Origin of the sequence: Janthinobacterium sp. Ant5-2-1 (assembly GCF_001445815.1) — a bacterium.
In the GTDB taxonomy this organism is placed as follows: domain Bacteria; phylum Pseudomonadota; class Gammaproteobacteria; order Burkholderiales; family Burkholderiaceae_D; genus Janthinobacterium; species Janthinobacterium lividum_E.
Window position 1 is genome coordinate 16,304 of the sequence record NZ_LNCE01000056.1, and the last position, 23,671, is coordinate 39,974.

24 protein-coding genes, 1 tRNA gene and 1 pseudogene are annotated in these 23,671 nt (G+C 62.0%); 13 read left to right on the forward strand and 13 right to left on the reverse strand.

The window, feature by feature from the left end; all coding sequences use genetic code 11:
- Window positions 1-41: 41 nt before the first annotated feature.
- Complete coding sequence (locus tag ASN89_RS18495) at window positions 42-524, reverse strand: MepB family protein (RefSeq protein ID WP_058050295.1); 483 nt, start codon at window positions 522-524, stop codon at window positions 42-44.
- Window positions 521-754 carry a hypothetical protein gene (locus ASN89_RS18500; protein ID WP_058050322.1) on the reverse strand — a complete coding sequence of 78 codons (234 nt, stop codon included), beginning with the start codon at window positions 752-754 and terminating at the stop codon, window positions 521-523. Before ASN89_RS18500 ends, ASN89_RS18495 begins: the two co-directional genes overlap by 4 nt.
- A 134-nt stretch (window positions 755-888) precedes the next feature.
- On the opposite strand from ASN89_RS18500, the gene ASN89_RS18505 reads away from it, so the two are divergent.
- Entirely contained in the window at window positions 889-1,239 is a 351-nt protein-coding gene (locus ASN89_RS18505) for a TfoX/Sxy family protein (RefSeq protein ID WP_058050323.1), read from the forward strand.
- Window positions 1,240-1,628: 389 nt separating this feature from the next.
- Here the strand turns inward: ASN89_RS18505 and ASN89_RS29865 are convergent, their stop codons facing one another.
- Together ASN89_RS29865 and ASN89_RS18510 are read right to left on the reverse strand one after the other, a co-directional pair.
- Window positions 1,629-1,988, reverse strand: a complete 360-nt coding sequence (locus ASN89_RS29865; RefSeq protein WP_152988614.1) for a DUF1496 domain-containing protein — start codon at window positions 1,986-1,988, stop codon at window positions 1,629-1,631.
- Window positions 1,903-2,355 (reverse strand): helix-turn-helix domain-containing protein, encoded by a 453-nt coding sequence (locus tag ASN89_RS18510; RefSeq protein WP_058050296.1) that lies wholly within the window; start codon window positions 2,353-2,355, stop codon window positions 1,903-1,905. The genes ASN89_RS29865 and ASN89_RS18510 overlap by 86 nt, the downstream gene beginning before the upstream one ends.
- Before the next feature lie 306 nt (window positions 2,356-2,661).
- Here ASN89_RS18510 and ASN89_RS18520 point away from each other — a divergent pair, with 306 nt between their 5' ends.
- From ASN89_RS18520 to ASN89_RS18530, 3 genes are read left to right on the forward strand one after another with little or no spacing between them, the layout of a single operon-like run.
- The gene (locus ASN89_RS18520; RefSeq protein WP_035820909.1) at window positions 2,662-2,865 is read left to right on the forward strand and encodes a hypothetical protein; all 204 of its coding nucleotides are present in this window, start codon (window positions 2,662-2,664) and stop codon (window positions 2,863-2,865) included.
- 37 nt (window positions 2,866-2,902) lie between these two features.
- Entirely contained in the window at window positions 2,903-3,091 is a 189-nt protein-coding gene (locus tag ASN89_RS18525) for a hypothetical protein (RefSeq protein ID WP_058050298.1), read from the forward strand.
- Window positions 3,088-3,351: an ogr/Delta-like zinc finger family protein gene (locus ASN89_RS18530; protein ID WP_082654639.1), complete on the forward strand. Its 264-nt coding sequence runs from the start codon at window positions 3,088-3,090 to the stop codon at window positions 3,349-3,351. Before ASN89_RS18525 ends, ASN89_RS18530 begins: the two co-directional genes overlap by 4 nt.
- A gap of 304 nt (window positions 3,352-3,655) precedes the next feature.
- Here ASN89_RS18530 and ASN89_RS18535 read toward each other — a convergent pair whose 3' ends face one another.
- Window positions 3,656-4,117 (reverse strand): hypothetical protein, encoded by a 462-nt coding sequence (locus tag ASN89_RS18535; RefSeq protein ID WP_152988615.1) that lies wholly within the window; start codon window positions 4,115-4,117, stop codon window positions 3,656-3,658.
- Window positions 4,107-4,460, reverse strand: coding sequence for a hypothetical protein (locus ASN89_RS29535; RefSeq protein ID WP_235502009.1), 354 nt, complete (start codon window positions 4,458-4,460; stop codon window positions 4,107-4,109). The genes ASN89_RS18535 and ASN89_RS29535 overlap by 11 nt, the downstream gene beginning before the upstream one ends.
- Before the next feature lie 210 nt (window positions 4,461-4,670).
- On the opposite strand from ASN89_RS29535, the pseudogene ASN89_RS18545 reads away from it, so the two are divergent.
- From ASN89_RS18545 to ASN89_RS29050, 5 genes and pseudogenes are all read left to right on the forward strand, one after another.
- A pseudogene (locus tag ASN89_RS18545) lies at window positions 4,671-6,131 on the forward strand (replication endonuclease); the annotation flags it as partial.
- 20 nt (window positions 6,132-6,151) lie between these two features.
- Window positions 6,152-6,304: a hypothetical protein gene (locus ASN89_RS29330; RefSeq protein WP_175539401.1), complete on the forward strand. Its 153-nt coding sequence runs from the start codon at window positions 6,152-6,154 to the stop codon at window positions 6,302-6,304.
- The gene (locus ASN89_RS18550; protein WP_058050300.1) at window positions 6,298-6,537 is read left to right on the forward strand and encodes a hypothetical protein; all 240 of its coding nucleotides are present in this window, start codon (window positions 6,298-6,300) and stop codon (window positions 6,535-6,537) included. Before ASN89_RS29330 ends, ASN89_RS18550 begins: the two co-directional genes overlap by 7 nt.
- Window positions 6,534-7,400 carry a phosphoadenosine phosphosulfate reductase family protein gene (locus ASN89_RS18555; protein WP_235502011.1) on the forward strand — a complete coding sequence of 289 codons (867 nt, stop codon included), beginning with the start codon at window positions 6,534-6,536 and terminating at the stop codon, window positions 7,398-7,400. Before ASN89_RS18550 ends, ASN89_RS18555 begins: the two co-directional genes overlap by 4 nt.
- A 15-nt stretch (window positions 7,401-7,415) precedes the next feature.
- Window positions 7,416-7,583, forward strand: a complete 168-nt coding sequence (locus ASN89_RS29050) for a hypothetical protein (RefSeq protein ID WP_161911783.1) — start codon at window positions 7,416-7,418, stop codon at window positions 7,581-7,583.
- 143 nt (window positions 7,584-7,726) lie between these two features.
- Here the strand turns inward: ASN89_RS29050 and ASN89_RS18560 are convergent, their stop codons facing one another.
- The 6 genes from ASN89_RS18560 to ASN89_RS18585 all read right to left on the reverse strand — a co-directional run bounded on the left by ASN89_RS18560 (window position 7,727) and on the right by ASN89_RS18585 (window position 14,713).
- The gene (locus ASN89_RS18560) at window positions 7,727-8,908 is read right to left on the reverse strand and encodes a tyrosine-type recombinase/integrase (RefSeq protein ID WP_058050302.1); all 1,182 of its coding nucleotides are present in this window, start codon (window positions 8,906-8,908) and stop codon (window positions 7,727-7,729) included.
- Between the two features lie 194 nt (window positions 8,909-9,102).
- Window positions 9,103-9,192 (reverse strand) — tRNA-Ser (locus ASN89_RS18565).
- Window positions 9,193-9,276: 84 nt separating this feature from the next.
- Complete coding sequence (locus ASN89_RS18570; protein WP_058050303.1) at window positions 9,277-11,322, reverse strand: putative bifunctional diguanylate cyclase/phosphodiesterase; 2,046 nt, start codon at window positions 11,320-11,322, stop codon at window positions 9,277-9,279.
- A 1-nt stretch (window position 11,323) separates the two neighbouring features.
- On the reverse strand, window positions 11,324-12,439 hold the full coding sequence (locus tag ASN89_RS18575; protein ID WP_321166384.1) for an EAL and HDOD domain-containing protein: 1,116 nt from the start codon (window positions 12,437-12,439) through the stop codon (window positions 11,324-11,326).
- A gap of 264 nt (window positions 12,440-12,703) precedes the next feature.
- Complete coding sequence (locus ASN89_RS18580) at window positions 12,704-13,333, reverse strand: response regulator transcription factor (protein ID WP_046682340.1); 630 nt, start codon at window positions 13,331-13,333, stop codon at window positions 12,704-12,706.
- Window positions 13,334-13,339: 6 nt separating this feature from the next.
- Window positions 13,340-14,713: a cache domain-containing protein gene (locus tag ASN89_RS18585; RefSeq protein ID WP_046682518.1), complete on the reverse strand. Its 1,374-nt coding sequence runs from the start codon at window positions 14,711-14,713 to the stop codon at window positions 13,340-13,342.
- Between the two features lie 246 nt (window positions 14,714-14,959).
- On the opposite strand from ASN89_RS18585, the gene ASN89_RS18590 reads away from it, so the two are divergent.
- The 4 genes from ASN89_RS18590 to ASN89_RS18605 all read left to right on the forward strand — a co-directional run bounded on the left by ASN89_RS18590 (window position 14,960) and on the right by ASN89_RS18605 (window position 22,541).
- A complete protein-coding gene (locus ASN89_RS18590; RefSeq protein WP_046682339.1) occupies window positions 14,960-17,020 on the forward strand; it encodes a carbon starvation CstA family protein in 2,061 nt (686 codons plus the stop codon).
- Window positions 17,020-17,220, forward strand: a complete 201-nt coding sequence (locus tag ASN89_RS18595) for a YbdD/YjiX family protein (protein WP_010396213.1) — start codon at window positions 17,020-17,022, stop codon at window positions 17,218-17,220. The genes ASN89_RS18590 and ASN89_RS18595 overlap by 1 nt, the downstream gene beginning before the upstream one ends.
- 310 nt (window positions 17,221-17,530) lie before the next feature.
- The gene (locus tag ASN89_RS18600; RefSeq protein ID WP_058050305.1) at window positions 17,531-20,380 is read left to right on the forward strand and encodes a hybrid sensor histidine kinase/response regulator; all 2,850 of its coding nucleotides are present in this window, start codon (window positions 17,531-17,533) and stop codon (window positions 20,378-20,380) included.
- Between the two features lies 1 nt (window position 20,381).
- A complete protein-coding gene (locus ASN89_RS18605; RefSeq protein WP_058050306.1) occupies window positions 20,382-22,541 on the forward strand; it encodes a putative bifunctional diguanylate cyclase/phosphodiesterase in 2,160 nt (719 codons plus the stop codon).
- Here the strand turns inward: ASN89_RS18605 and ASN89_RS18610 are convergent.
- Complete coding sequence (locus ASN89_RS18610) at window positions 22,510-23,643, reverse strand: esterase-like activity of phytase family protein (RefSeq protein ID WP_058050307.1); 1,134 nt, start codon at window positions 23,641-23,643, stop codon at window positions 22,510-22,512. The genes ASN89_RS18605 and ASN89_RS18610 overlap by 32 nt on opposite strands.
- Between the last annotated feature and the right edge of the window lie 28 nt (window positions 23,644-23,671).

The following is a 23,671-nucleotide window of genomic DNA, read 5'->3' on the forward strand; positions in this document are numbered from 1 at the left end:
ACACGATTTCGGCGTTGAATAACGGCCCATCACTCCAACTGTCACCCGAGTGTGGCGGTGGGTAGCGAAAACACCAGCCGCCCCAGCAGCAGCTGATCCCCCGCCACCACAAAACAGGCAGCCTGCCAACGCTGCGTGCGCAGTGCTTGGCCCGATTCTGGCGTACACCACGGCGGATACACGCGCAGCGCGCGCTTGCCGCCTTGGCCGGCGCGCGACATCACCCCCCGTTCCAGCAACACGCTGCGAGGGAAAATGAAAAAACCTTGCTGCGCGCCGTCGTTGACGGCAATGATGACGACATCGACGGGATCGGCGTCGTCCAGCGGAGCGATCTCGGCGTCGGGATGGGGGCGCATCCAGACGGTGACGAATTGGCCGATTTTCGTCGGTGTGGTTTTAGCCACGCGCAATACCAGCCGCTTGCCGTCAAGTTCGGCGCGGCAGGCGCCGTATACCGCGCTTTCCGCTTCCGGCACGGGTGCTTGCTGCAAGCCCAGGAAAGCCCACGGACTGGCCTTCATTGCGCGCTGAACTCGGCTGCGGATTTGGCCGCCCACAGGGCCTCAGCATGGCTGGCGAACGGGCTGTCGTAGCCGTCGACCTTGCCATCCTCGTCGACAAAATACAGCCACCAGCCGTCGGCCTGCTGGCGGATGGCCGTGTGGCCCGGTGCACAATAGGTGCCGACGGACTGGTCAGCCGCCAGAGTGGCGATAGTGATGCCACGGTGAATAATATGCTGGAGTGTCATGGGAAAATAAGTCATGCAAAAAAATTAATTTCCGTAGTGTAGCCGCGACGGCCGATCCTGGCCAGTACACCACCGAAAAAAGGCGGCCGACGCAAATGGCTTGCGCTAAACTATTCATTCATACGGAGGAGAACATGGCATCACAGCAAGGCACGGTGGATTTTTTGCTCGACCAGATGGCGGGCGCGGGCAGCGTCAACGCGAAAAAAATGTTTGGCGAGTATGGCCTGTATTGCGACGGCAAGATGTTCGCCATCGTCGCCGACGACCAGCTATTCATCAAGCCGACGGACGCGGGCCGAGCCTGGATCAGCACACAAGGCACGCTGCAGGAAGCGCCGCCCTATCCGCAGGCCAAGCCGTACTATTTAATCAGCGGTGAACTATGGGATGAACGAGAATGGCTAGTACAGCTTGCGCAGCGCACCACGGCGGAACTGCCGCTACCAAAACCCAAATCTCAGGCAAAGCGAGAGTCCCGTTAGCGTCGATGTCCGCTTTTGGCCGGAATCGGCCATACGCAACTATGCCTTTCTTTTGGCCTTTTCGTGTTGCAAAATCGACCTGCACTCGTCTTCGGTTGGCACGTTTTTCTCAGTCAGTATGGTATGCCAGCCACCGCAGTCAGGATCCGAGCAACCGCACACAGTTGTTCGCACCGGGTGCTGGGTTAATCCATCGCGCTTCTGAATAGCATTAGTTCGTTCCTGACTCTTGATAAGGTGGACTAGCGCGCCTCGACTCAAAAATTTTCCTGCCATGACTCTCCTCTAGGTGCCTTGTACCGCACAATGAGTTAACGTTTTCAATGTCTGCTGTTGGCCGACGGCGGCCACTGTCATCTGCCGCAAAGCCATGAGCCGGTCTAATATTGCTAACTCCAGTTACCGCTCACCCAGGTTGGAAAACCATCCGAGGAAGTAGGGGCGCACTCACATTTGACTCCGTGTGCCGTCTCGATGACGATACCAAGTGAATACGGCTTCCCGTCGTAATAACATGAATTTTTGACAAACCTTGTGGCCGTGGAAGCCTTCATTTCACATTTATATTGCGGCCAGCAGCAAGCAAAGAGAAGTGGGGCTAGAGCAGCAACTTTCCACGTTCCTACGCTCCTTAGCAACGAGAACCTGCCCTTTCGACACGATTTACGTTGGCGATTTTTTTTTGCGACCAACGTTGATCGTTTGGGGAGCCGTAATATCTCCATGAATCTGTTGCCCAACTTTGCCATGAACAACCATGTGGCTTGTACGCTCTCCCGATTTAGTTAGCGGTGTAGTCGTGGGTTCGGAAATTCCTTCAACCACACCTAATACTCGTGCCTTGCCACGCAAGTCCAACTTGCGATAGCCGATCAAAAGTTCATTTTCATCGGTGGTCAAATCATCGCTTGTCGGAACACCAAGCATGACGTATCCGATGTCAACGCCAATACCCGACAGAGCCACCAGATACCCGGCATCAGGCAAGGTCTTGCCTTGTTCGTAAGAAATCTGAGCTAGTTTCTTGACACCACCAACAGCAGCGAATGCCTCTTGCGTCAAGCCGAGGCGTGTTCGTTCCTGCTTGAGCCTATCACCAAAAATATTTTTATCCATACATTCCAATTGACAAGTATGCTTAGACATACTATATTTACGTCATTACCATGTGACGTATACAAATCATACCTTATGACAACTATCGCTCCAGTGACGCGGCAGCCAAAGAATCCACTTTCGCAGCCCATCCCTATTCGTTTGCTCCCTCCTGAGATTGAGCGCGTCGAAAAGTTTGCGCAACAGGATTCCCGTTCACGGGCGTCTTTCATGCGCTTGATGCTGCTCCGTGGCCTGAACTCTTACGAGGCCGAACTCGTCGAATTGTCCATTGTCCATCACGCTTAACTGCACAGGAGCAGGCCCATGTACCCCGATGCAAAACGTATCCGCAGCCACCGCGTCATGCTGCGCCTGGACGATTACGAGCATCAGCTCGTTTCCTCGATCGCCAACTACCAAGGCGAAGAGCTTGCGGTGCTGGTGCGCCAGATCGTGATGCGTGAAGCCCTGGCCGTGATCGCCTTGGATGACGCCACCATCGACAGCGTACAGCGTCGCAGCGTTTAAACCGAGTCACTTTTGAGCAACTCTAAAGTTACAGAAAATGCCAGACCATCAAATTAACCTCAATGACGAAGAGCGCGCGGTGCTGGAACTCGTGCGCCAACGCCAGGGGCTGGCAAGTATCGAGCAGGCGGCTGAATGGCTCGTCAAGTCGCGCTTACGCATACAGTCGAAAAACATGACAGGTCGCGGTCGCGCCCTGTACCAAGTGGAAAGAAAGCTGAAATGAGAGTCATCGGCCTGCCCTGCCCGCATTGCGAGAACACCGTCCGCGCCGTCAAGAGCCGCATGATGTCCGCCATGTTCAAGGAAATCACCTACATGTGCCAGAACCCGGACTGCGGGCACTCTTTCGTGGCAGGCCTGGAAGTGCTGCGCACCCTCTCGCTGTCCGCCATGCCCAAGACCGATATCCGCATCCCGATGTCCCAGCATGCGCGCACGGCGGCCACCAGCCAGCTGGCCCTGGACCTGACTGCGGACTGCTGACGACTATCCCGATCCTCGCGCCGCCGTAGCCCGGCCGCTGTAACTCCCCTCTTTTGCTGTGCCCTGCAGCGCTCCTTTTTGAGCGTGCGGGATTCGTTCAACCTGAAATAAGGAATCCGATGGAAAACACGCTGCACGCCACCATTCATGCCGACAAATCCCCGGCACCAAGCACGATCCGCTCGCCCCTGCAAAACTGTATTGTCCCCGTGGCGCCAACGTGTTTTCTGCTGCAACCCAAAGCGGGCATCGGCATCACGGCACTGACCGCACGCATCCATGAGATTGCCAAGACCTATCACGCCTACGGCGCTGCCAATCTGACCTTTATCGTCAGCGATGCGCAGGCACTGGAGCGTGACGGCTTTTTCGCGCCAGCCATCGTGTCGAACTCGGGCAGCTCGATGCCATACGAGGCGCATTCGTCTTCCATGATCTGCAGGGCGTGCGTGTCGGACACGGCCATCCACAGCATTTTGGTCACGCCGTCAGCCGCGCGCTCGGCGGTGGCCACGATGTCGGCGTCGCTTTGCGACAGGTCGACGCCGGCCGGCACGTACTGCTCGGCGAACTTGCGCACAAAACTGGTGGCGACGGACTCATAGACTTTGTACCAGGACGACCAGGCCATTTTTGCCATGGCGGCCGAGATGACGCGGTTGCGCCATTTGTAGGGAATGCGGGCCAGCTCGGGCGCGAACTGGGCAGAGCGCAAGAAGGCTTCGTGGCGTTGCGGGGCAGGCAACAGGATTTGTTTAGATTGCATTCAACAGTCTTTCGTACACACGGATAGCGGCAGAGGTGGCAGCGCGCAGTTCGATGCGCTCTTCTTCGGTAAATGAGTGGATGGGCGATTCCCAGCGGTCGGCGTCCATGCCGGCGGCGATCAGCACCGAACGGCGCGCGCCGCGCGGCGACAATCCCCAGGCCTGGGCCATGAAGGGCGCCAGGTTGCGCGGCTTGATGCTGCGCAGCTGGGCCTTGGCTTCGGCGATGGCAGCCCGCGCATGCCCGGCGCCCGGTGGCGTCGGCATATCCTTGTCACGTGCGGCCAGAATCTCGGTGGCAGGCTGGAAGGACAGGTGATTGTCGATAAGGGACGCCGGCATGGTTCAGTCCTTGATGGCGCCGATGGCCCGCAGCACGCCGGGGGTGATGAGGATCAAGACCGACAACAGCCAGATGCCGCAGGTTTTGGCCAGGCGCAGCATCAGCGTGCCCCTGCCTTGAGAAAATGTTCTGCCCAGTAAGGGAGCGTGTGCGATGCGCCGCAGCAATGCCGGGAACCCCCTTCAGTGGCGAAAATGTAGTTCACCTCGATGGGCAGCTTGCCGACCAAGGCGCGTTGCTTGACCGACACCATCGCCCGCCTGGTGGATGCCCGCTGGTGGCGCCGCCAACTGCGCAAGCGCGTCAAGCGCGCCTTTGAAGCGGGCAATATCCGCCTGGGCTACGTGAACTATCGCGGCGAACCCTACGCCAGCAACGACGCCGTGCTGTCGCGCCTGGCCCAAAACCGCCGCAACGCGGCAGCGCTGGCCGCCACCCTGGTGCAGAACGAGAACGGCCAGCAATTCAGCATTGCCGAGCTGGCCGAGAAAACGACGGCCAACAAGGCCATACGCCGGGGCGAACTGATGTTGCGCATCAACGGCTTTGAGCAGATCGCCCGCGAGTGCGGCGACCAGGGCATTTTTATTACCTGGACGTGCCCATCGCGCTTTCACGCCATGCAGCACAGCGGCAAGCCGAACGACAAGTTCGACGGCTCCACGCCGCGCGAGGCCAATGCATATTTAGGCAAGATGACCTCGCTGTGCCGCTCCGCACTGGCGCGCCGGGGTATCGGCCTGTACGGCTTTCGTATCGCCGAGCCGCACCACGATGGCTGCCCGCATTGGCATTTGCTGCTGTTCGTGCGCCCCACCGCGAAATACAAGACGGCTCACCTGCAGGACGTGGCAGGCCGCGCCATCCGCATCATGAAGCGCTACGCCTGGCGCGTGGACCGTGGCGAACCGGGCGCCTTCGCGCGCCGCCTGGACGTCAAACGCATCGACTGGGCCAAGGGTAGCGCCGCCGGCTATATCGCCAAGTACGTGGCCAAGAACATCGACGGTGTGGCAGACCACAAAACCAAGGAAGGCTACGTCGTCACGTCCGACACCGAAGGCGATGTCGAGCTGACGCCATCGGCGCGCGTCGAATCCTGGGCCGCGTGCTGGGGCATCCGTCAATTCCAGCAATGGGGCGGCGCGCCCGTCACCGTCTGGCGCGAACTGCGCCGCATCGAGGAAAGCATGCTCAATGAAGCGCCGGCCGCCATGCGCCGCGCCTGGGACGCCGTACAAAAGATCGATGGCGAAAAGCGCGCCTGCTGGGCCGAATACCTGCGCGCCCAAGGCGGCGCCCTGGTGCCGCGCAAGGAACTGGTCGTCACCCTGGCCAAGGACGAAAAGACCGTCATCGGCCGTTACGGCGAAACACAACGTATCACGCCCTACGGCGTGCGCTGCAGCGACCTGATCGGTGTGGTCTTCAAGTCCGTGCGCCACACCTGGACGCCGGTACAGGCCACAGGCGGGCACGGGGTGGCTGTTGGGGTTGCCGTTCCTCGGACTCGTGTAAATAACTGTACGCACCCCGACCGCCCGGCCCCGGCCACGCCGCCGGCGGCGCCCGCGCCTGACCTACCCGACGAGGCAAAAACAGCCGTGATTGCCGCTTGGGCGGCCGTCAACGCCTGCCCGTGGCCCCGGCTGATCCTCCCCGACACCCCGCCCCAAGAAGGAAATGGCACATGAGCACCTATGCCGTGATCGTTCGCACGCAAACCGAACGCTTTGAATTTTTTGAGGTTGCCGCATCCAGCGGCGACGTGATCGACGCCGCCATCGACCGCTACGGCGTGTGTGGCGTTACCGCCAAACTGAAAGGAGCACCGCAATGCTGACCACCCTGACCGATTCACCGCGGCAAATCGCCCTGGGCGACCGCGTAACGTTCGATACCGACGAAGGCTACCAGGCCGGCACCGTCAACGACCTACGCCGCGACGTGGGCAATGGCGAGCTGCACGCCTGGGTGGAGCTGGACCACCAGTGGGCTGGCATGTTCCGGGCCGTGCCGCTGGGCGCCATCGAGGCGGTCAAGAATGCTGTCGCGCCTATCGGGTGCCAAGCATGACAGCTTCCCGCATGGACAGGCTATTCCTGTTCGACGGCCCGGGCGTCATTTCGTTCAGCGGCGGCCGCACCAGCGGCATGATGCTGTGGATGACGATTCAGGCCTACGGCGGCACGCTGCCGGCTAACGTGGTGGTTTGCTTCGCCAACACCGGCAAGGAAGAAGAGGCAACCCTTGAATTCGTGCGCGATTGCGGCGAGCGCTGGGGCGTTCCCATCGTCTGGATAGAAAACCGTCCTCGCAACGAAGCGCGCGGCAAGGAATTTGCCATCGTGGACTTCACCACGGCCAGCCGCCGCGGCGAGCCGTTCGCCGATCTGCACGACGAAAAGAAATTCCTGCCGAACCCTGTGGCCCGCTTTTGCACGGCTGAACTCAAGGTGCGCCCAATGCAGCGCTATTTGAAGTCGATAGGCCTGGTCGAGTGGACCACGTTTATCGGGATGCGCGCCGACGAGCCCTTGCGCGTGGCGCGGCTGTCGACGCAGGACTACGGCAAGCACGAGGTGAAAGAGGCGCCCCTGGCGGCGGCCGGACTGACCGTGGCCGACGTCAGCGCGTTTTGGGCAGCACAAGACTTTGATCTGGGCCTGCCGAATATGAGCGGCAAGACAATGCACGGCAACTGCGATCTGTGCTTCCTGAAAGGCGGCAACCAAGTGCTATCCCTGATCCGCGAAAAGCCAAGCCGCGCCCTGTGGTGGATACAGCAGGAAAAGAACGCACAAACGGCCGGATCGGGTGCTGGCGGCTGGTTCCGCAAGGACAGGCCCAGCTATCAAGCGATGTACGACATGGCGATGAATCACGGGGAGCTATTCCCCTTCGATGATGCCTTAACCGATTGTGGATGCACGGATTAGAAGGAGATTACGAAAATGGACCAATACAAAGAATTCTGCCGGCTGCGCGACTACCGCAAGCCTGGCGTCGAAGTACCGCACCACACCGAGGCCGAAGCATTCGCCTTGGCGGTGCAAAGCAAAGCCGGCCATACAGAAGCAGCCCAGCGCAAGAAAAACCCCACCACGAAAGGAATCAAATAATGAACGAAGACCGAATTATTTACCGCCAGGACTTATACAAAATGCTGGGCGTCACTTCGGAGACGCTGCGCAGATGGGTGAAGGAGAACAAGCTGCCGCCGGCGGACGTCTCCATAACCCAGCGCACGCTGGGATGGCGCCTTTCAACGCTCCAAGCCGCTGGGATCAGGCTGCTTTAATAGCCAGTCAGCGAAGGCCTGAAGCATCACGCGTCGCTGCTTCAGGTACTCCGCTGAGTTGTAGACCCCGCGCACGCCGCCGTCCTTGTGCGCGAGCTGCACCTCGACGTGATCCGAGTTGTACTCGTGCTCGTTGGCCCAGGTAGAACCGACCTTGCGCCAGCCGTGGCCCGTCATCTTGCCCTTGAAGCCGATACGGTGAATGAGGTAAAGAATCGCGTTTTCACTCATGGGGCGGCTGCCGCCCCGGTCGTTCGGGAAAACGTAAATGCTACCCCGCGAACGCAGCTTCATTTCCGCCAGCAGGTCCAGCGCCTGGGATGACAGCGGCACCAGATGTTCGCGGCCCTTCTTCATGCGCTTGCCCGGTATCCGCCAGACATCGCCCTCCACTTCCGCCCAGGTCATGCGCCGCAACTCGTCCGTGCGCGTCCACGTCAACGCCAGCAGCTTGCAGGCCAGCACAGACTGAATTTCATCTTCCAGGTCCAAGCGCTCCATGAATGGATGCACCTCGGCCAATGCCAGGGCGGCGAAGCCTTCGCGCGGCTTGCGGGAAAAGGCGACCTTCGAATTGATGTTCGATGCGGGGTTCTCTTCGCAGTGGCCGTGCTGGATGGACCAGTCGAGCACCTGGCCCACCCACATGCGCACCCGCCGGACGTAGACGGACAGGCCGGCGGCATCCATCGGGCGCAGCGCGGCCATCAAGTCTTCCTTGGTAATTTCACGCACAGTTTTCGCGCCCAGCGTCGGCGAGACGTACATGGCCAGCGCGCGCAGTGCATTTGCCTTGTAGCCGGCGCTGATGTCCGTGCGCCCGGCCCAGTAGGTATCGATGGCGGCATCAAGGGTAATGGATGGACTGCTTGCCTTGCGCTTGGGCTTGAGGTCTACCCCGTCGATCAGTTTCAAACGCAAAACGTCGCGGCGCTCGCGTGCTTCCTTGAGGCCGATCAGGGGATACGGGCCGATGACGGCAGTCTGCTGCTTGCCCTCGTCGTTGCGATAGGCCATGCGCCAAACCTTGTTTCCGCTTGGCAGGACTGCCAGCATCAGGCCGTGGCCATCGAAGAGCTTGCGCAGCTTGCCGTCGTTCGGCGTTGCGCGCCGGCAGTCTGCGTCGGTAAGGGTATTGATGGCCATGCGATATCCTGTAGGTACGGTTTTGAGAAAAACCGCATCATACCTACAATTTAGCCTACGCATCATTCTGCGAGAGCGTTTTTGGATATCACCGAATCTGTGACTCGGCGGGACGAAAATCAAGCTAAGTCGTTGATTTTCAATGAAATTCGGTGGAATATAGGTTGAGTATACTCACGAATTTTTTATGTACTTGGCGGAAGCGGTGAGATTCGAACTCACGAACAGTGTAACCCGTCGCTAGTTTTCAAGACTAGTGCCTTCAACCACTCGGCCACGCTTCCAGATGGCAGCATTATACATAAAGGTCGGTGGCTTACCAATGGCTAGCACCGTTTGCCTGACAGGAAAGAGCGGGCACGCTTGGACTATACGCCCCAGTTTTCCCGCAGCGCCCGTTCGAACTCTCCTGCCGGCAATGGGCGCGAGAACAGGTAGCCCTGCACTTCGTCACAGCCGGAACTCTTCAGGAAGGCCAGTTGCTCGGCCGTTTCCACGCCTTCCGCGATCACTTTATGGTGCAGCTGCTGGGCGATGCTGATGATGGTGCTGGCGATGGCGCAGTCACTGGCGTCGGTGGGGATGCCGGTGGTAAATGATCGGTCGATTTTTAACGTATCGATGGGGAAGCGCTTCAAATAGGACAGGCTTGAGTAACCGGTGCCGAAGTCGTCCAGGGACAGCGCCACGCCCAGCGACGTGATGCGGTCCATGATGCCAATGACCCTCTCGATGTTGTGCATCAGGGTGCTTTCCGTGATTTCCAGTTCCAGCCACGTAGCTTCCAGGCCGTAGCGGGCCAGGGTCGCCGCTACCCTGGCGGGCAAGGCTGCCGTGAATTCGCGGGCGGAGACGTTGACGGCCAGGCGGATCGGCGGCAGGCCGGCCAGTTTCCATGCTTGCGCCTGGGCGCAGGCCGCTTCCAGCACCCATTCACCCACTTGCACCACCAGGCCCGTCGATTCGGCCAGGGGGATGAACTCGGCGGGCGGGATCATGCCGTGCTGCGGGTGGTGCCAGCGCACCAGCGCTTCGGCGCCGATGATGCGGCCACTCGCCAAGGCGTATTTCGGCTGATAGTGCAGCAGCAGTTGCTGTTCCGACAGGGCCTGGCGCAAGCCCGTTTCCAGGCGCATGCGTGCCTGCATGCCCAGGTTCATGTCCTGGCTGTAGAAGGCCACGCTTTCCGCTTCACCGCCGCTGTCCTGCTTGGCGCGGTACATGGCAATGTCGGCCAGGCGCAGCAGGGTTTCCGCGTCCTGTCCGTCTTGCGGATAGACGCTGATGCCGATGCTGGCGCCCACGCGCAGGTCGTGGCCTTCGATCAAGAACGGCTCCACCAGCGAGGACAGCAGCTTTTGCGCCACCATGCTGGCCTCGAAATGCTGGCCGATGTCGAACAGGCCGACGGCGAACTCATCGCCGCCCAGGCGCGCCACCAGATCCTGGTCGCGCAATACCTGGCGGAAACGCAGGGAGATCTGGCGCAGCAGTTCATCGCCGATGCGCCGGCCCAGGGTGTCGTTGATCAGTTTAAAACGGTTCAGGTCGATGAACAGCACGCAGCCAAGCATCTTGCTGCGCTGCGCCACGGAGAGGGCCTGGTCGACCAGCTTGGCCAGCAAGGTGCGGTTGGGCAGGCTGGTCAACGGGTCGTAATACGCCAGGTGGTGCAGCCGCTCTTCGGCCAGCTTGCGTTCCGTGATGTCCGTCAGGTAGGCGATGAGTCCGATGGGCTTGTCGTCCAGGTCTTGCAGCGGCGACAGGGACAGGCTGGCCCAGAATATCTCGCCCGACTTCTTTCGGCGCCGCACCTCCATCAGGCGCCCGCCCTGCTCCAGGAAGGCGTCGTGGAAACCCGTGTCTTCGTCGTCGTACAGGAACAGGATGTTGCGCCCCACGGCTTCCACCGAGGTGTAGCCGAACAGACGCTCGGCGCCCTTGTTCCAGCTGGTGATGTAGCCCGTCAAGTCCATCGTCAGCACGGATTCGTGCAACTGGTCGAGGATTTGCGTCTGCTGCGCCAGCAAGGCTTCGACTTGCGCGTAGGCATGGGTCGAGCGTTGCGCCAGCGAATGCACTTGCAGCACGCCGGCCGTCAGCGATGCCAGGCTGGCCAGGTGGCGGCGGTCGGCGTCGTTATACAGCGGGCGGCCAGCCACGCTGTAATGGCCGAAGCAGTGGCCATCGAAACTGACTTCCTGCAGCAAGGCGGGCGTATCGCGGGGAAACGGCGCGGCCGGCGCGGCGGCGTCCGTGCTGGCCGCGGGCAGGAACTGGCCATGCGGGCTGGCCATCACGGTGCTGGCGATCCGCCCCAGCTCAGCTACCAGCGCAGGGCCGCGCAAACGCACGACGGCGTCGCACAGGGCGGCGCTGTCACCGAGGAAATCCGACACCGGAAACAAGGTCATGCTAGAGGTTCCGGCTGACCTGGATGGCCCATTGGTAGGCCTGCAGCAGGCTGCGCCAATAGGTTTCTCCATCGATGCCGGCGCGGCGCAAGCCCTCGGGCGGCGGCGTGGCGCTTTCGACCAGCGCCAGCAAGGTGCCCAGCTCGCCGTCGCGTTCCAGCAAGGCGGCGCTCACTTCCGGCGCCAGGTTCAAGGTGGCGATGATCTCTTGCATCGGCATGCCCAGCAAGACGTCGAGCAGGGAAAACACGCCCGCCATGAAGGCCAGGTCCTGCGCGTCGCGGTCGCCGCCGCGCAGCTGGCACAGCGCTTCCATCTGCGCCGCGCGCACGGCCGCCAGCGGCAGCAGCGCGTGGATCTTGCCATCGTCCTGTTGCCGCGCATACAGCAGCAGTTGCAGCCAGCGCTGCAGCTGGCGCCGGCCCAGCAAGGTGATGGCCTGGCTGAAGCTGGTAATCGGCGCCGTGAAACCGAAGGCGGCTGAATTGACCAGTTTCAATAAATGATAGCTGAGCGACGGGTCTTGTTTGAGCGGCACTTCCAGCTCGTGCGCGTCCGCATCGCGGGCCAGCAGACCCAGCAGCGCCATCAGCCGCCGCCGCGACGTGGCGTCGTCCGGTTCGCCTTGTTGGCGTGCATGCTGCAAGGCGTAATCGCCGGCAAACCAGCTCACGCCGAGTTCTTGCAATGCGGCAATCTGCCCCGCGTCGGCGATGTTGTAGGCCAGGTGCGGCCCCGGCAAGGGCAGCAGCTGATGCAGGGCCGGGCGTGCACCGGCCGCGTCAAAGCTCAGCGCGCGCGCGTCGACTTGCGCCGCCACCACGGGGCTGGCATCGGCCCCATCGAGAAGGATGCGGTAGCCGGCGTCGCGCCATTGCCGGCATTTTTTCTGCAGTGATTTGTCGCCGGCGAGATGGGCCGGCAAGCGGAAAATGGTGCGCTGCGGCGCCAGTTGCGCCAGCACGGCCTCGTCCACGCCATGCGGGTCGGCCAGGGGAATGATGCAGTCGAGCGGCGCCAGGAAGGCATACGCATCGGCAGCGGCCAGCAGCGGCGCCGTCCAGGCCTGCGGACCATGCAGGGTGACAGCGACCCACTCGTTATGAGCATTGGCCACTGCTTGTAATCCCACCAACGGAAACAGGTTTGATTCAGACGCTGACATCGGTATCTCAGTGTGGGTAGGGCGCCATAGTAAATAAACTGACCAGCATTGGCAACCCTGGCCCGACAGGGATGCCCTCGACAGCGAGAATCATTCTATCCGAATCTCACCCACGAAACAGTTTAATTTTGGCAATAGATGTTCAAAAAGAACATTCCCCCGCAAGACCCGCCTGGCATGCGGCTTAGGCAACAACACGGCGCCGCGCACGCTTGCTCAGGCGCTGCCGCCATGCGCGTGCTCGACCGCGTATTTGATCAATTCAGCCTGCCCTTCGATACCGAGCTTGCGCTTGATGTTCAGCCGGTGCGTCTCCACCGTGCGCACGCTCAGGTCGAGCGCACGGGCGATCTGCTTGTTCGACTGCCCCCCGGCGATGTGCTGCAGCACCTGCTGCTCGCGCGTCGTGAGGAAGGAATCGTGCACTTGCGGCCGAGATAGCTGCCGCGCCAGCGCCGCGCTGTAATAAATGCCTCCGGACATCACCGTCTCGATGGCAAACACAATATCTTTACCAGGAGCATCTTTGAGCACATAGCCGCGCGCCCCGGCGGCGATGGCTTGCGACACATATTCGAGCTTGTCGTGCATGGACAGGATCAGCACGGCAATCTGCGGAAACGCCTGCTTGAACAGCGCCGTTGCTTCAATGCCGTTCGTGCCGCGCATATTGATATCCATCAGCACGAGGTCCACCTGGTGCGTGCGCGCCTGACTCAACGCCTCGTCGGCGCCGCCCGCCTCGGCCACCACGTCGAAATGCGCCACCGCTTCCAGGCGCGCGCGCAAGCCGTCGCGCACGAGGGGGTGGTCGTCCACCAGCAGGATGTTGATCTTCTCGGTCATGGTTCTCTATTTTAATGTGGAGGAAAGCTCGAGCCGCGCCAGCACCACGGTGCCGGCCGGAGACGAGGTGATGTGCAGGCTGCCGCCGATGGCTTCCATGCGTTCCGTCATGTTGCGCAGGCCGATGCCACGCTGCGGGTGCAGGGCGATGCCGTCGAAATCGAAGCCGCCGCCATTGTCCTGGATGCGCAACTCCACGGCCTTGCCCGCCTCGTGCAGGCTCACTTCCACGCCGCGGGCGTGGGCATGGCGCTCGCAATTGGTCAGCGCTTCCTGGGCGATGCGGAACAGCACGGTATTCACCATGTCGGGCAAGCCCTCGCCCGCCGCTGCGGGGCTGGCCGTGAAACTGGCTTGCGCGCTGCTGCTGTCATTGAATTCATGCACGAGGTGATCGAGCGCGGCGGCCAGGCCCAAGTCATCCAAAATGGCCGGGCGCAGGTTGTGCGAAATGCGCCGTACCTCGCCCAGCACCTTGTTCAATTGCTCGGCGGCCCGCTCGAAGGTGGCGGGCGCCTTGTCTTTCTGTTCTGCATTGCCGCCCAGGCGCGCGATGCCCGCCTCGATCTGCAGCTTGATGGAGACGAGCCACTGGCTGATGCCGTCATGCAAGTCGCGCGACAGCCGCGCCCGCTCTTCCTCCTGCGACTCGACCACGCGCTGCGCCAGCACTTTCAGCTTGGCGTCCGCCACCCTCAATTCGCGCAAGTTCAACACGAGGCCGCAGGCGGCCACCAGCAGGGAGCCGAGGATGGCGATGGCGGCGATCAGCTCCATGGTCGAGCGGATATTGCGCGATTGCTGGGCATCGACCTTGGCCAGCGCCTGGTCCACGTCATCCATATAAATACCGGTCCCCATCATCCAGCCCCATTCCGGCATCAGGATCACATAGCCGAGCTTGGGCGCGGACTTGTTCGTCGACGGCTTGATCCAGTTGTAGCGCTCGAAACCGCCGCCGCTCTTGGCCCGCTGCATCAGGCGCTGGATGGTCAAATTGCCTTCGGCGTCGCGCAATTCCCACAGGTTCTGCCCTACCAGCTCGGGCTGGCGCGGATGCATCAGCGACTTGCCCTGCAAATCATAGATGAAGAAATAGCCATCGTCGCCATAGCTGAGGGCGGACAGGATGCGCTTGGCCTCCTCTTGCGTGGCGTCATCCTTGCGTCCCGACTGGTACAGGGACGCGATGGAATGGCTGGCCAGGGTCACGTAATGCTTGAGCTCGGCTTCCTTGCTGGCCAAATATGCTTGCTGGATGGTGGCGCGCTGTTGTTCCGCCAGGGTAATCGCCTGGTGCCGCACGGCAAACGCGATGGCGCACAGGGCGAGGATGAGCGGCGTGAGGGCCAGGAAGATGACTTTCTGTCTGAGTTTCATGGCCTTGCGCGCTCCGGCGGCGTCGATGCTGGTGGGAATGCGTGATTTTACGTCGCGGCGCGGCAATCGGTCTGCGTAGTAATACTGAGCGTTACTGCGTAGTGCTGCGCTTGCGGCAATTATACGATTCCTGAATACTCGCCATAAGCTGCAGATAAACCCAATCCACACCCAAACTGGCGACGACCAGGCTCGGCAGCACACATCTTCGCACGGCACAGCGCCCGTCACATCTCTGGAGGAAGCATGAACCGCATTTTCAAACAGCTCGGCTGGGCAGCGCTTGCGCTGGCAGGCGCCGGGTCCCTGGGCGTCGTCGCCCTGCAACGTGGCGAACCGATCAGTGCGATCTGGATCGTCATCGCCGCCGTCTGCGTCTATCTGATCGCCTACCGTTTCTACAGCCTGTTCATCGCCGACAAGGTGCTGGGCCTGGACGCACGCCGCATGACGCCGGCCTTCAAGCACAACGATGGCCTCGACCACGTGCCGACCAACAAATATGTGCTGTTCGGCCACCATTTCGCGGCGATTGCCGGCGCCGGTCCCCTCGTCGGCCCCGTACTGGCCGCGCAGATGGGCTATCTGCCCGGCATGTTGTGGATTTTGGCGGGCGTCGTGTTTGCCGGCGCCGTGCAGGATTTCATCGTGCTGTTCATTTCCATGCGCCGCGACGGCCGCTCCCTGGGCGACCTGATCAAGGCTGAACTGGGCGAAATCCCAGGCATGATCGCCTTGCTCGGCTGCTTCATGATCATGGTCATCATCCTGGCCGTGCTGGCATTGATCGTCGTCAAGGCGCTGACCGGCTCCCCATGGGGCAGCTTCACCGTGATGGCGACGATTCCCATCGCCCTGTTCATGGGCGTGTATTCGCGCTTCATCCGCGTGGGCCGCATCGGCGAAATCTCCATCATCGGCTTCGTCTTGCTGATGCTGGCCATCATCGGCGGCCAGTACGTGCAGGAACACGCTGTGCTGGGCCCGATGTTCACGTTCACGGGCACGGAACTGACGTGGATGCTGATCGGCTACGGCTTCATCGCCTCGGTCCTGCCCGTGTGGCTGCTGCTGGCGCCGCGCGACTACCTGTCCACTTTCCTGAAGATCGGCACCATCCTGGGCCTGGCCATCGGCATCATCGTCGTCGCGCCCTACCTGAAAATGCCGGCCATGACCAAGTTCATCGACGGCTCCGGCCCCGTCTGGTCGGGCAATCTGTTCCCCTTCCTCTTCATTACGATTGCCTGCGGCGCCGTCTCCGGCTTCCACGCACTGATTTCCTCGGGCACCACGCCGAAGATGATTGAAAACGAAAGCCACGCCCGCTTCATCGGCTATGGCGCCATGCTGATGGAATCGTTTGTTGCCATCATGGCCCTGGTGGCCGCCTCGACCATCGAGCCGGGCATCTATTTCGCCATGAACAGCCCGGCCGCCCTGATCGGCACCACGGCAGAGTCGGCCGCACAGGCGATCTCGCAGTGGGGCTTCTATGTCACGCCAGAAATGTTGACGCAGACGGCCAAGGACGTTGGCGAGCACAGCATCATCTCGCGCGCCGGCGGCGCACCGACCCTGGCCGTCGGCATGGCCCAGATTCTCTCGGGTGCCATCGGCGGCAAGGCCATGATGGCCTTCTGGTACCACTTCGCCATCCTGTTCGAAGCGCTGTTCATCCTGACGGCAGTCGATGCGGGCACGCGCGCCGGCCGCTTCATGCTGCAAGACTTGCTGGGCAGCTTCGTGCCAGCCTTGAAACAAACGGAAAACGTCATCGCCAACCTGCTGGCCACGGGCCTGTGCGTGGCGGCCTGGGGCTATTTCCTGTACCAGGGCGTGGTCGATCCATTAGGCGGCATCAACACCTTGTGGCCGCTGTTCGGCATCGCCAACCAGATGCTGGCGGCAATTGCGCTGATCCTCGGCACGTGCGTGCTGTTCAAGATGAAACGTGGCCAGTATGCGTGGGTCACCATCACGCCGACGATCTGGCTGCTGCTGTGCACCCTGACGGCGGGCTGGCAAAAGATTTTCGACGCCAACCCGCGCGTCGGCTTCCTCGCACACGCCAAGAAATATTCGGCGGCGCTCGATGAAGGCACCCTGCTGGCACCGGCCAAGTCGGTGGCGCAGATGCAGCAGATCATCTTCAACGATTACCTGGACGCCGGCCTGGCCGCCTTCTTCGTGGTGGTCGTCGTCAGCGTGCTGTTCTTCGGCATCCGCACCATCATGAAGGCGCGCGCCGACAGCAAGCCGAGCACCAAGGAAACGCCGTTCCAGGCCTTGCCCACGGTGCAATGATGATCGATGAAATCATCAAGGCTGGACGGTATCTGGGGCAAAGCATGCGGCTCATGTGCGGCTTGCCCGAGTACGACACCTATGTGGCGCACCGGGAAGTCACCCATCCCGGCGAGCCGATGATGACGTATGAAGAGTTCTTCCGCGAACGGCAGGAAGCCCGCTACGGTGGGGCCGGTAAGCGTGGTGGCTGCTGTTAGTTGTGGTGACACCTGCCCCAGCCTACTGCGCGTCGGTATAGGCGGCTTGCGATGCTCACCGGACTTTAGTACGGTTGCGCTTCTCGGCCACCTCTCCCTTCCGCTCGATACGGCTGGGTCAGGTGTTGTAGCTCAGCAATAATTTGAGGGCGGTCTTGCGGGACCGCCCTATTTGTTTCATCTCGTATAAGTTTCCCTCCCCTCTCCTTCCTTAGACCCACATCAATATCGTGGTGTGTCTTCGCGTCTATATTTTTCCAATAGGAAATTAAAAAACAGTCAACAGGCCGACCGGAGAAGCGCCGCAACCATGTTCAATTTCCAACGCTCCAGCATCAGCCAGAAGCTGACCATGATTTCGGTATTGTCGTCGGGCTGCGCGCTGCTGCTGGTGTTCGTGGCGTTTGCGCTGACGTCCGTGCTCAGCCACAAGGACGATGAAGGCAAGCAGTTGCTGTCCCTGGCGGGCGTGATCGGTGCGGCCGGCGCGGCGCCCTTGCTGGCGGGGAAATCAGCTCAGCCGCAGGCGGAACAGGTGCTGGCCGCGCTGGCCGCGCGCGACGAGATCGCCCAGGCGGCCCTGTTCGACCGGAACGGGCGCCTGTTCGCCCTGTACCGCGCGCCGCAGCATGCGGATGGCCTGGCAGCGCCGGAAGGCCTGGACCCGGCCTTGCTGGCCGACATCGCCGTGCAGCCCATTACGCAAGGCACGGGCACGGCCCTGGCGCCCGCCATGCGTCTGTACCGCCCCGTCTACCGGCCAGGCGAGCCGCAGCAGCTGATTGGCGCCGTGCTGATCGAGGCCGACCTGAACCACATGTGGCGCGACATCGGCCGCCACGTGGGCGCCATCGGCGGCGCCACCGTGCTGTCCTTCCTGATCGCCGTCTTCCTCGCGCGGCGCTTCAAGAGCGTGATTGCCGAACCGATCACCAAGCTGATCGATACGGCGCAAAAAGTGTCGAGCAGCCAGACCTACAGCCACCGCATCGCGCACCAGCGCAGCGACGAGCTGGGCGTGCTGATCGACAGTTTCAACGATATGCTGGCGCAGATCGACAGCCGCGACAGCACCCTGGCCAATTACCGCGACCAGCTCGAACGCCAGGTGGGCGTGCGCACGGCGCAGCTGGAAAAGGCCAAGGATGCGGCCGAGGCGGCCAGCCAGGCGAAGAGCGCCTTCCTCGCCACCATGAGCCATGAAATCCGCACGCCGATGAATGGCGTGCTGGGCATGACGGAACTGCTGCTGGCCAGCCCTTTGAGCCCGCAGCAGCGCCATTACACGAGCATGGTGCAGCGCTCGGGACAGAATTTGCTGGTGATCATCAACGACATCCTCGACTTTTCCAAGATCGAAGCGGGCAAGCTGAGCGTGGAATACATCCGCTTCAATTTCCGCGAATTGCTCGACGATATAGAACACGTGTTCGCACCGCAGGCGCAAGCGAAAAACATCAGCCTGGAATTCGACATCGCCTACGACATTCCCATCGCCATCTGCGGCGACCCGAACCGTTTGCGCCAGATCATCGTCAATCTGCTGGGCAACGCCATCAAGTTTACGGAAACGGGCAAGGTCACCGTGAAAGTGACCGTCTGCAGCGAAGACGCGCCCAGCGTGGGCTTGCGCTTCGAGGTGCACGACACGGGCATCGGCGTATCGAGCGAAGCGCAGACGCGCGTCTTCGAATCGTTCTCGCAGGCGGACGGCTCGACCACGCGCAAGCACGGCGGCACGGGCCTGGGACTGACGATCTCGAAACAGCTGGTGGAACTGATGGGCGGCACTATCGGCGTTGATAATGCTTTAACGCAAGGATCGATCTTCTGGTTCGAAGTAAATTTCGATAAGCGGAGAGTCGACAGCGACGACCCGTCCTTCAACCTGAAAACCACGCGAGGGTTACGCGCCTTGATCGTCGACCACACACCGGCCACGCGCGCCGTGCTGGAGCGGCAACTGGCCAGCTGGCATATCGTCAGCGACAGCGCCGGCACGGCCAGCGACTGCCTGGCCAAGCTGCACGCAGCCGCGCAGGCGGGCACGCCGTATGGCGTGGCGCTGCTCGACATGGAATTGCCGCGCACCAGCGGCCTGGCCCTGGCCGCCACCATCAAGAGCGACCCGCTGCTGGCCGAGCTCAAACTATTACTGCTGAGCACGGAACCGGCGGCGGCCGACCCGGTGCAGCGGCGCGAGGCGGGCGTGGCCTTCCAGCTGATCAAGCCGGCCCGCGAATGCGACCTGTTCGACTGCATCGTCACGCCGCCGCGCGCCAGCGAAGGCATGCGCATCCATCCGCCCCATGCGGCGCGGCAGGTGGGCCGGCGCCAGCGCCGCCGCGTGCTGCTGGCCGAGGACAATCCCGTCAACGTGGAAGTGGCGCTGGCCATGCTCGACAGCCTGGGCCTGGACGTGGTCTGCGCGCGCAACGGCGAACAGGCCTTGCAGGCGGCGCAGGCCGAGGATTTCGATTTGATCCTGATGGATTGCCAGATGCCCGTGATGGATGGCTTTGCCGCCACGGCGGAAATCCGCCGCCACGAACAGCAGTGCGGCCACGCGCGCGTGCTGCCCATCGTCGCCATCACGGCCAATGCCCTGCAGGGCGACCGCGAAGCGTGCCTGGCGGCCGGCATGGACGACTACCTGAGCAAACCGTTCACGCAGCAGGACCTGGGTCACACGATCGCCCGCTGGATCACCCTGCCGCGCGCGGCCACCGTGCACCACAGCGAATTGCCGGAGCTGCAAACGCCACCAGCGGTGCCGCCCCCCACGCCCGAGACCGCGCCCGCCGGCCAGCCGCTGAACCGGCAGGCGCTGGAAAACATCCGCGCCCTGTCCGGCATGGATGGCGATGCGCTGCTCGAACGGGTCATCCTCGCCTTTACCAGCGAGACGCCGCGCCAGTTGAGCGCCATGCGCGCAGCGATTGCCGGCGCGGATGCGGAAGCGCTGCGCAAGGTGGCGCACAGCCTCAAGTCGGGCAGCGCCAACGTGGGCGCCGACGGCCTGGCGCAGCTGTGCAAGGAGATGGAAAAGCTGGGCCGCGCCGGCAGCACCGAGGGCGCCGCTGCCCTGCTGCAGCAGATGCAGCAGGCCTTCCTGACCGTACTCGAATCGCTGAACGCCATCCTCGTGAAGGAACACTGACATGACAGCGCCCCTCTCCCCTCCCCGCGGCCTGGTGCTGGTGGCCGACGACGATCCCGTGATGCGCTTGCTGATGCGGCAAATGCTCACGCAGGTGGGCCTGGACGTGATCGAGGCCGAAGACGGCGTGCAGGCATTGGCCAGCTACAAGCACAGCGGGCCGGACCTCGTCATGCTCGACGTCGACATGCCGGCCATGGACGGCTTTGCCGTGTGCCGCGAAATCCGCCATCAGGAAGTGGGCGGCACAGTGCCCATCATCATGGTCACGGGCGGCGACGAACTGGAAGCCGTCACGCGCGCCTACGAGGTGGGCGCGACGGATTTCATTTCCAAGCCCATCAACTGGCCCATCCTCGGACACCGCGTGCTGTACGTGCTGCGCGCCAGCGACGCCATCGCCCGCCTGCGCATCGCCGACGCGCACAACCGCGCCGTGCTGGCCGCCATCCCCGACACCTTCTTTCGCCTCAACCGCGAGGGTTTTTATCTCGACTACGAACAGGGCCACGACGCCAGCGCCGGCTTTTCCATCACCGACTGCGTGGGCAGCCATATCCGCGACGTGCTGCCGCCAGAAATCGCCGCGCGCCTGCTCGACCAGGCGCACGCCGTGCTGGCCACGCAGCACATCGGCTCGGTCGACTACACGCTCACGCACGAAGACAGCACGCGCCATTTCGAAGCACGCCTGGTGGCGACGGGGGCCGATGAAGTGCTGGGACTGGTGCGCGACATCAGCGAGCGCAAGCGCACGGAAGAGCAGATCCGCCGCCTCGCCTATTGCGACAGCCTGACGGGCATTCCCAACCGGCAAGCGTTCCTGGAAACGCTGGAATGCGAACTGGTGCGCTCGAAAGAGCACGACAAGAAATTCGCCGTGCTGTTCATGGACCTCGACGCCTTCAAGCGCATCAACGACACCCTGGGCCACGACGTGGGCGACCACTTGCTCAAGGTGGTGTCCGAACGCCTGCGCGAAACCATCCGCCCCAGCGACCTGGTGCTGCGCGCGGAATACGAGCTGGGCGGTATCTCCGGCGGCAGCAACCTGGCGCGCCTGGGCGGCGACGAATTCACGATATTGATACCCGACCTGGAGCGGGTGGAAGACGCGCTGAACGTGGCGCACCGGGTCAAGGAAGCCATGCGCCGCCCGTTCATGATCGAGGCGCACGAGATTTTCGTCACGGCCAGCATCGGCATTTCGCTGTATCCGGAAGATGGCGAGGACTGCAACTCGCTGCTCAAATATGCGGACACGGCCATGTACCACGCGAAGAATTGCGGCAAGAATAACGCCAAGCTGTACAGCTCTTCGCTGACGATGGAAATCATGAGCCACGTCAAGATGGAAGTGGGCTTGAGGAAAGCCTTGCAGAACAACGAGCTGTACCTGCTGTACCAGCCGCAGATCGACGTGCCCAGCACGCAGATCGTTGGCGTGGAAGCGCTGGTCCGGTGGCGCCATCCGGAACGGGGCATCATCTCACCCACGGAATTCATCCCGCTGGCCGAGGAAACGGGGCTGATCGTGCCCATCGGCGAATGGGTGCTGCGCACGGCGTGCAACCAGGCCAAGGCATGGCAAAGCCATGGCGGGCGTGCCATCCGCATGGCCGTGAACCTGTCGGCCAAGCAATTCAAGGATGAAAACCTGATGCAGATCGTGCTCTCGGCCCTGGCCGACACGGGGCTAGATGCGCGCCTGCTGGAACTGGAATTGACGGAAGGCACCTTGATGGACGATGCGCGCGCCACCATGGTGACCCTGGAGCAATTGCGCGGCATTGGCGTGTACCTGTCGATCGACGACTTCGGCACGGGCTATTCGTCAATGAATTACTTGAAACGCTTCGACGTGCGGGCCTTGAAGATCGACAAGAGTTTTATCGCCGGCTTGCCGCAGGATGCGGAAAACGCGGCCATCACGCGCGCCATCATCGCCATGGCGCATGGCTTGAAGATGGTGGTGGTGGCCGAAGGCGTGGAAACGGACGAGCAGCTGGTGATGCTGGAAGAATACGGCTGCGACATGGTGCAAGGCTATTTCTTGGGCCACCCGTCGCCGCACGACACGATCACGGCGATGCTGGCCAGGCAGACGAAGCAGCTGGCCAGCGTGGAAACTAGAGCACTTCGAAGGCAAGGATTTGCGTGACTTGCTGCGGATTAAAATTGTCATCGGAAATCAACACGAGGCTGCGGCGGCCGTTTTCCAGTCGCGGGCCCCAGCTGATGCCTTCGATATTGTCGACCCGTGTCAGGCCGATCTTTTCCAGGTCCAGCAGCAATCGCTTGCGCGCCGGCACGTAGGTCGCGCCCGCCAGGGCCGGCAGCGCCTGCACATCGGTGGCGCCCTCCGTATCCATCTCGTAGATGCGCACGTGGTTTCTGTAGACGCCGTCCGCGTTGGCCACGCCGGCCCGCTCCACCACCAGTACCTGGTGATCGTTGACGGCGAGGATTTCCGACACGCCATTGTCCGCTTCACGTCCCGGCGCGGGCCGCGACGCCACGGGTTCAATCGGATACGCGTACTGGCCCAACACCTTGCCCGCGCGGTCCAGGCGCGTGATGCGCACGACGGAGCCGTTATCGGGCGTGGCCAGCGGGCCATCCTGGTACAGGGCCGCTTCCATGCCCAGCCACAAGCTCTTTCCATCGCTGGCAAACGACAGCGCTTCAAAGCTCATGTTGTTGCGCGAGCCGACCTCTTCCTTCGAGACCTTGAACATGGCCGGTGTCGGCAAGGTGGCCAGGTAACGGCCGTCGATGTCCGCATGGCGCAAGAACGGATGCAAGCCCACCTTGCGGTTGCCTTCGCTGCCATACCACAAGCTGCCATCCTGCGGATCGACGCGGATGGTTTCGATGTCGGCCACCTGGTCGCCCTGATCCAATTTTGCATGCGCCAGGTTCGGATAGCGGCTGCCGTCGGGCTGCGTGAAGAAATGCACGCTGCTCAGGCTCACGCTGGAGAAGGCCTTGCTGTCATAGTTCAAGGCGGCGCGGTAGAAGCGGGCAGGATTGATTTCCGAGCGGTCATCACTTTCCATCACCCAGCTCTTGCTGGCCGCATCGTAATCGATGCCGGACAAGCCGCCCACCGTGGTGCCCTCGAACGCGTATTTAAGCGCGATGCGCTGTTCGCCAATCAGGCGCAGGCCGGCAATCGGCGCGTCGCGGGGGAAGCTGGCGCAGGCGGAGAGGACAATGGCGGCGGATGCCAGGGCAAGCGCACGGTGAAAAAAACGATGCATGATAGATATCAGATGAGTTGCGTAGGTC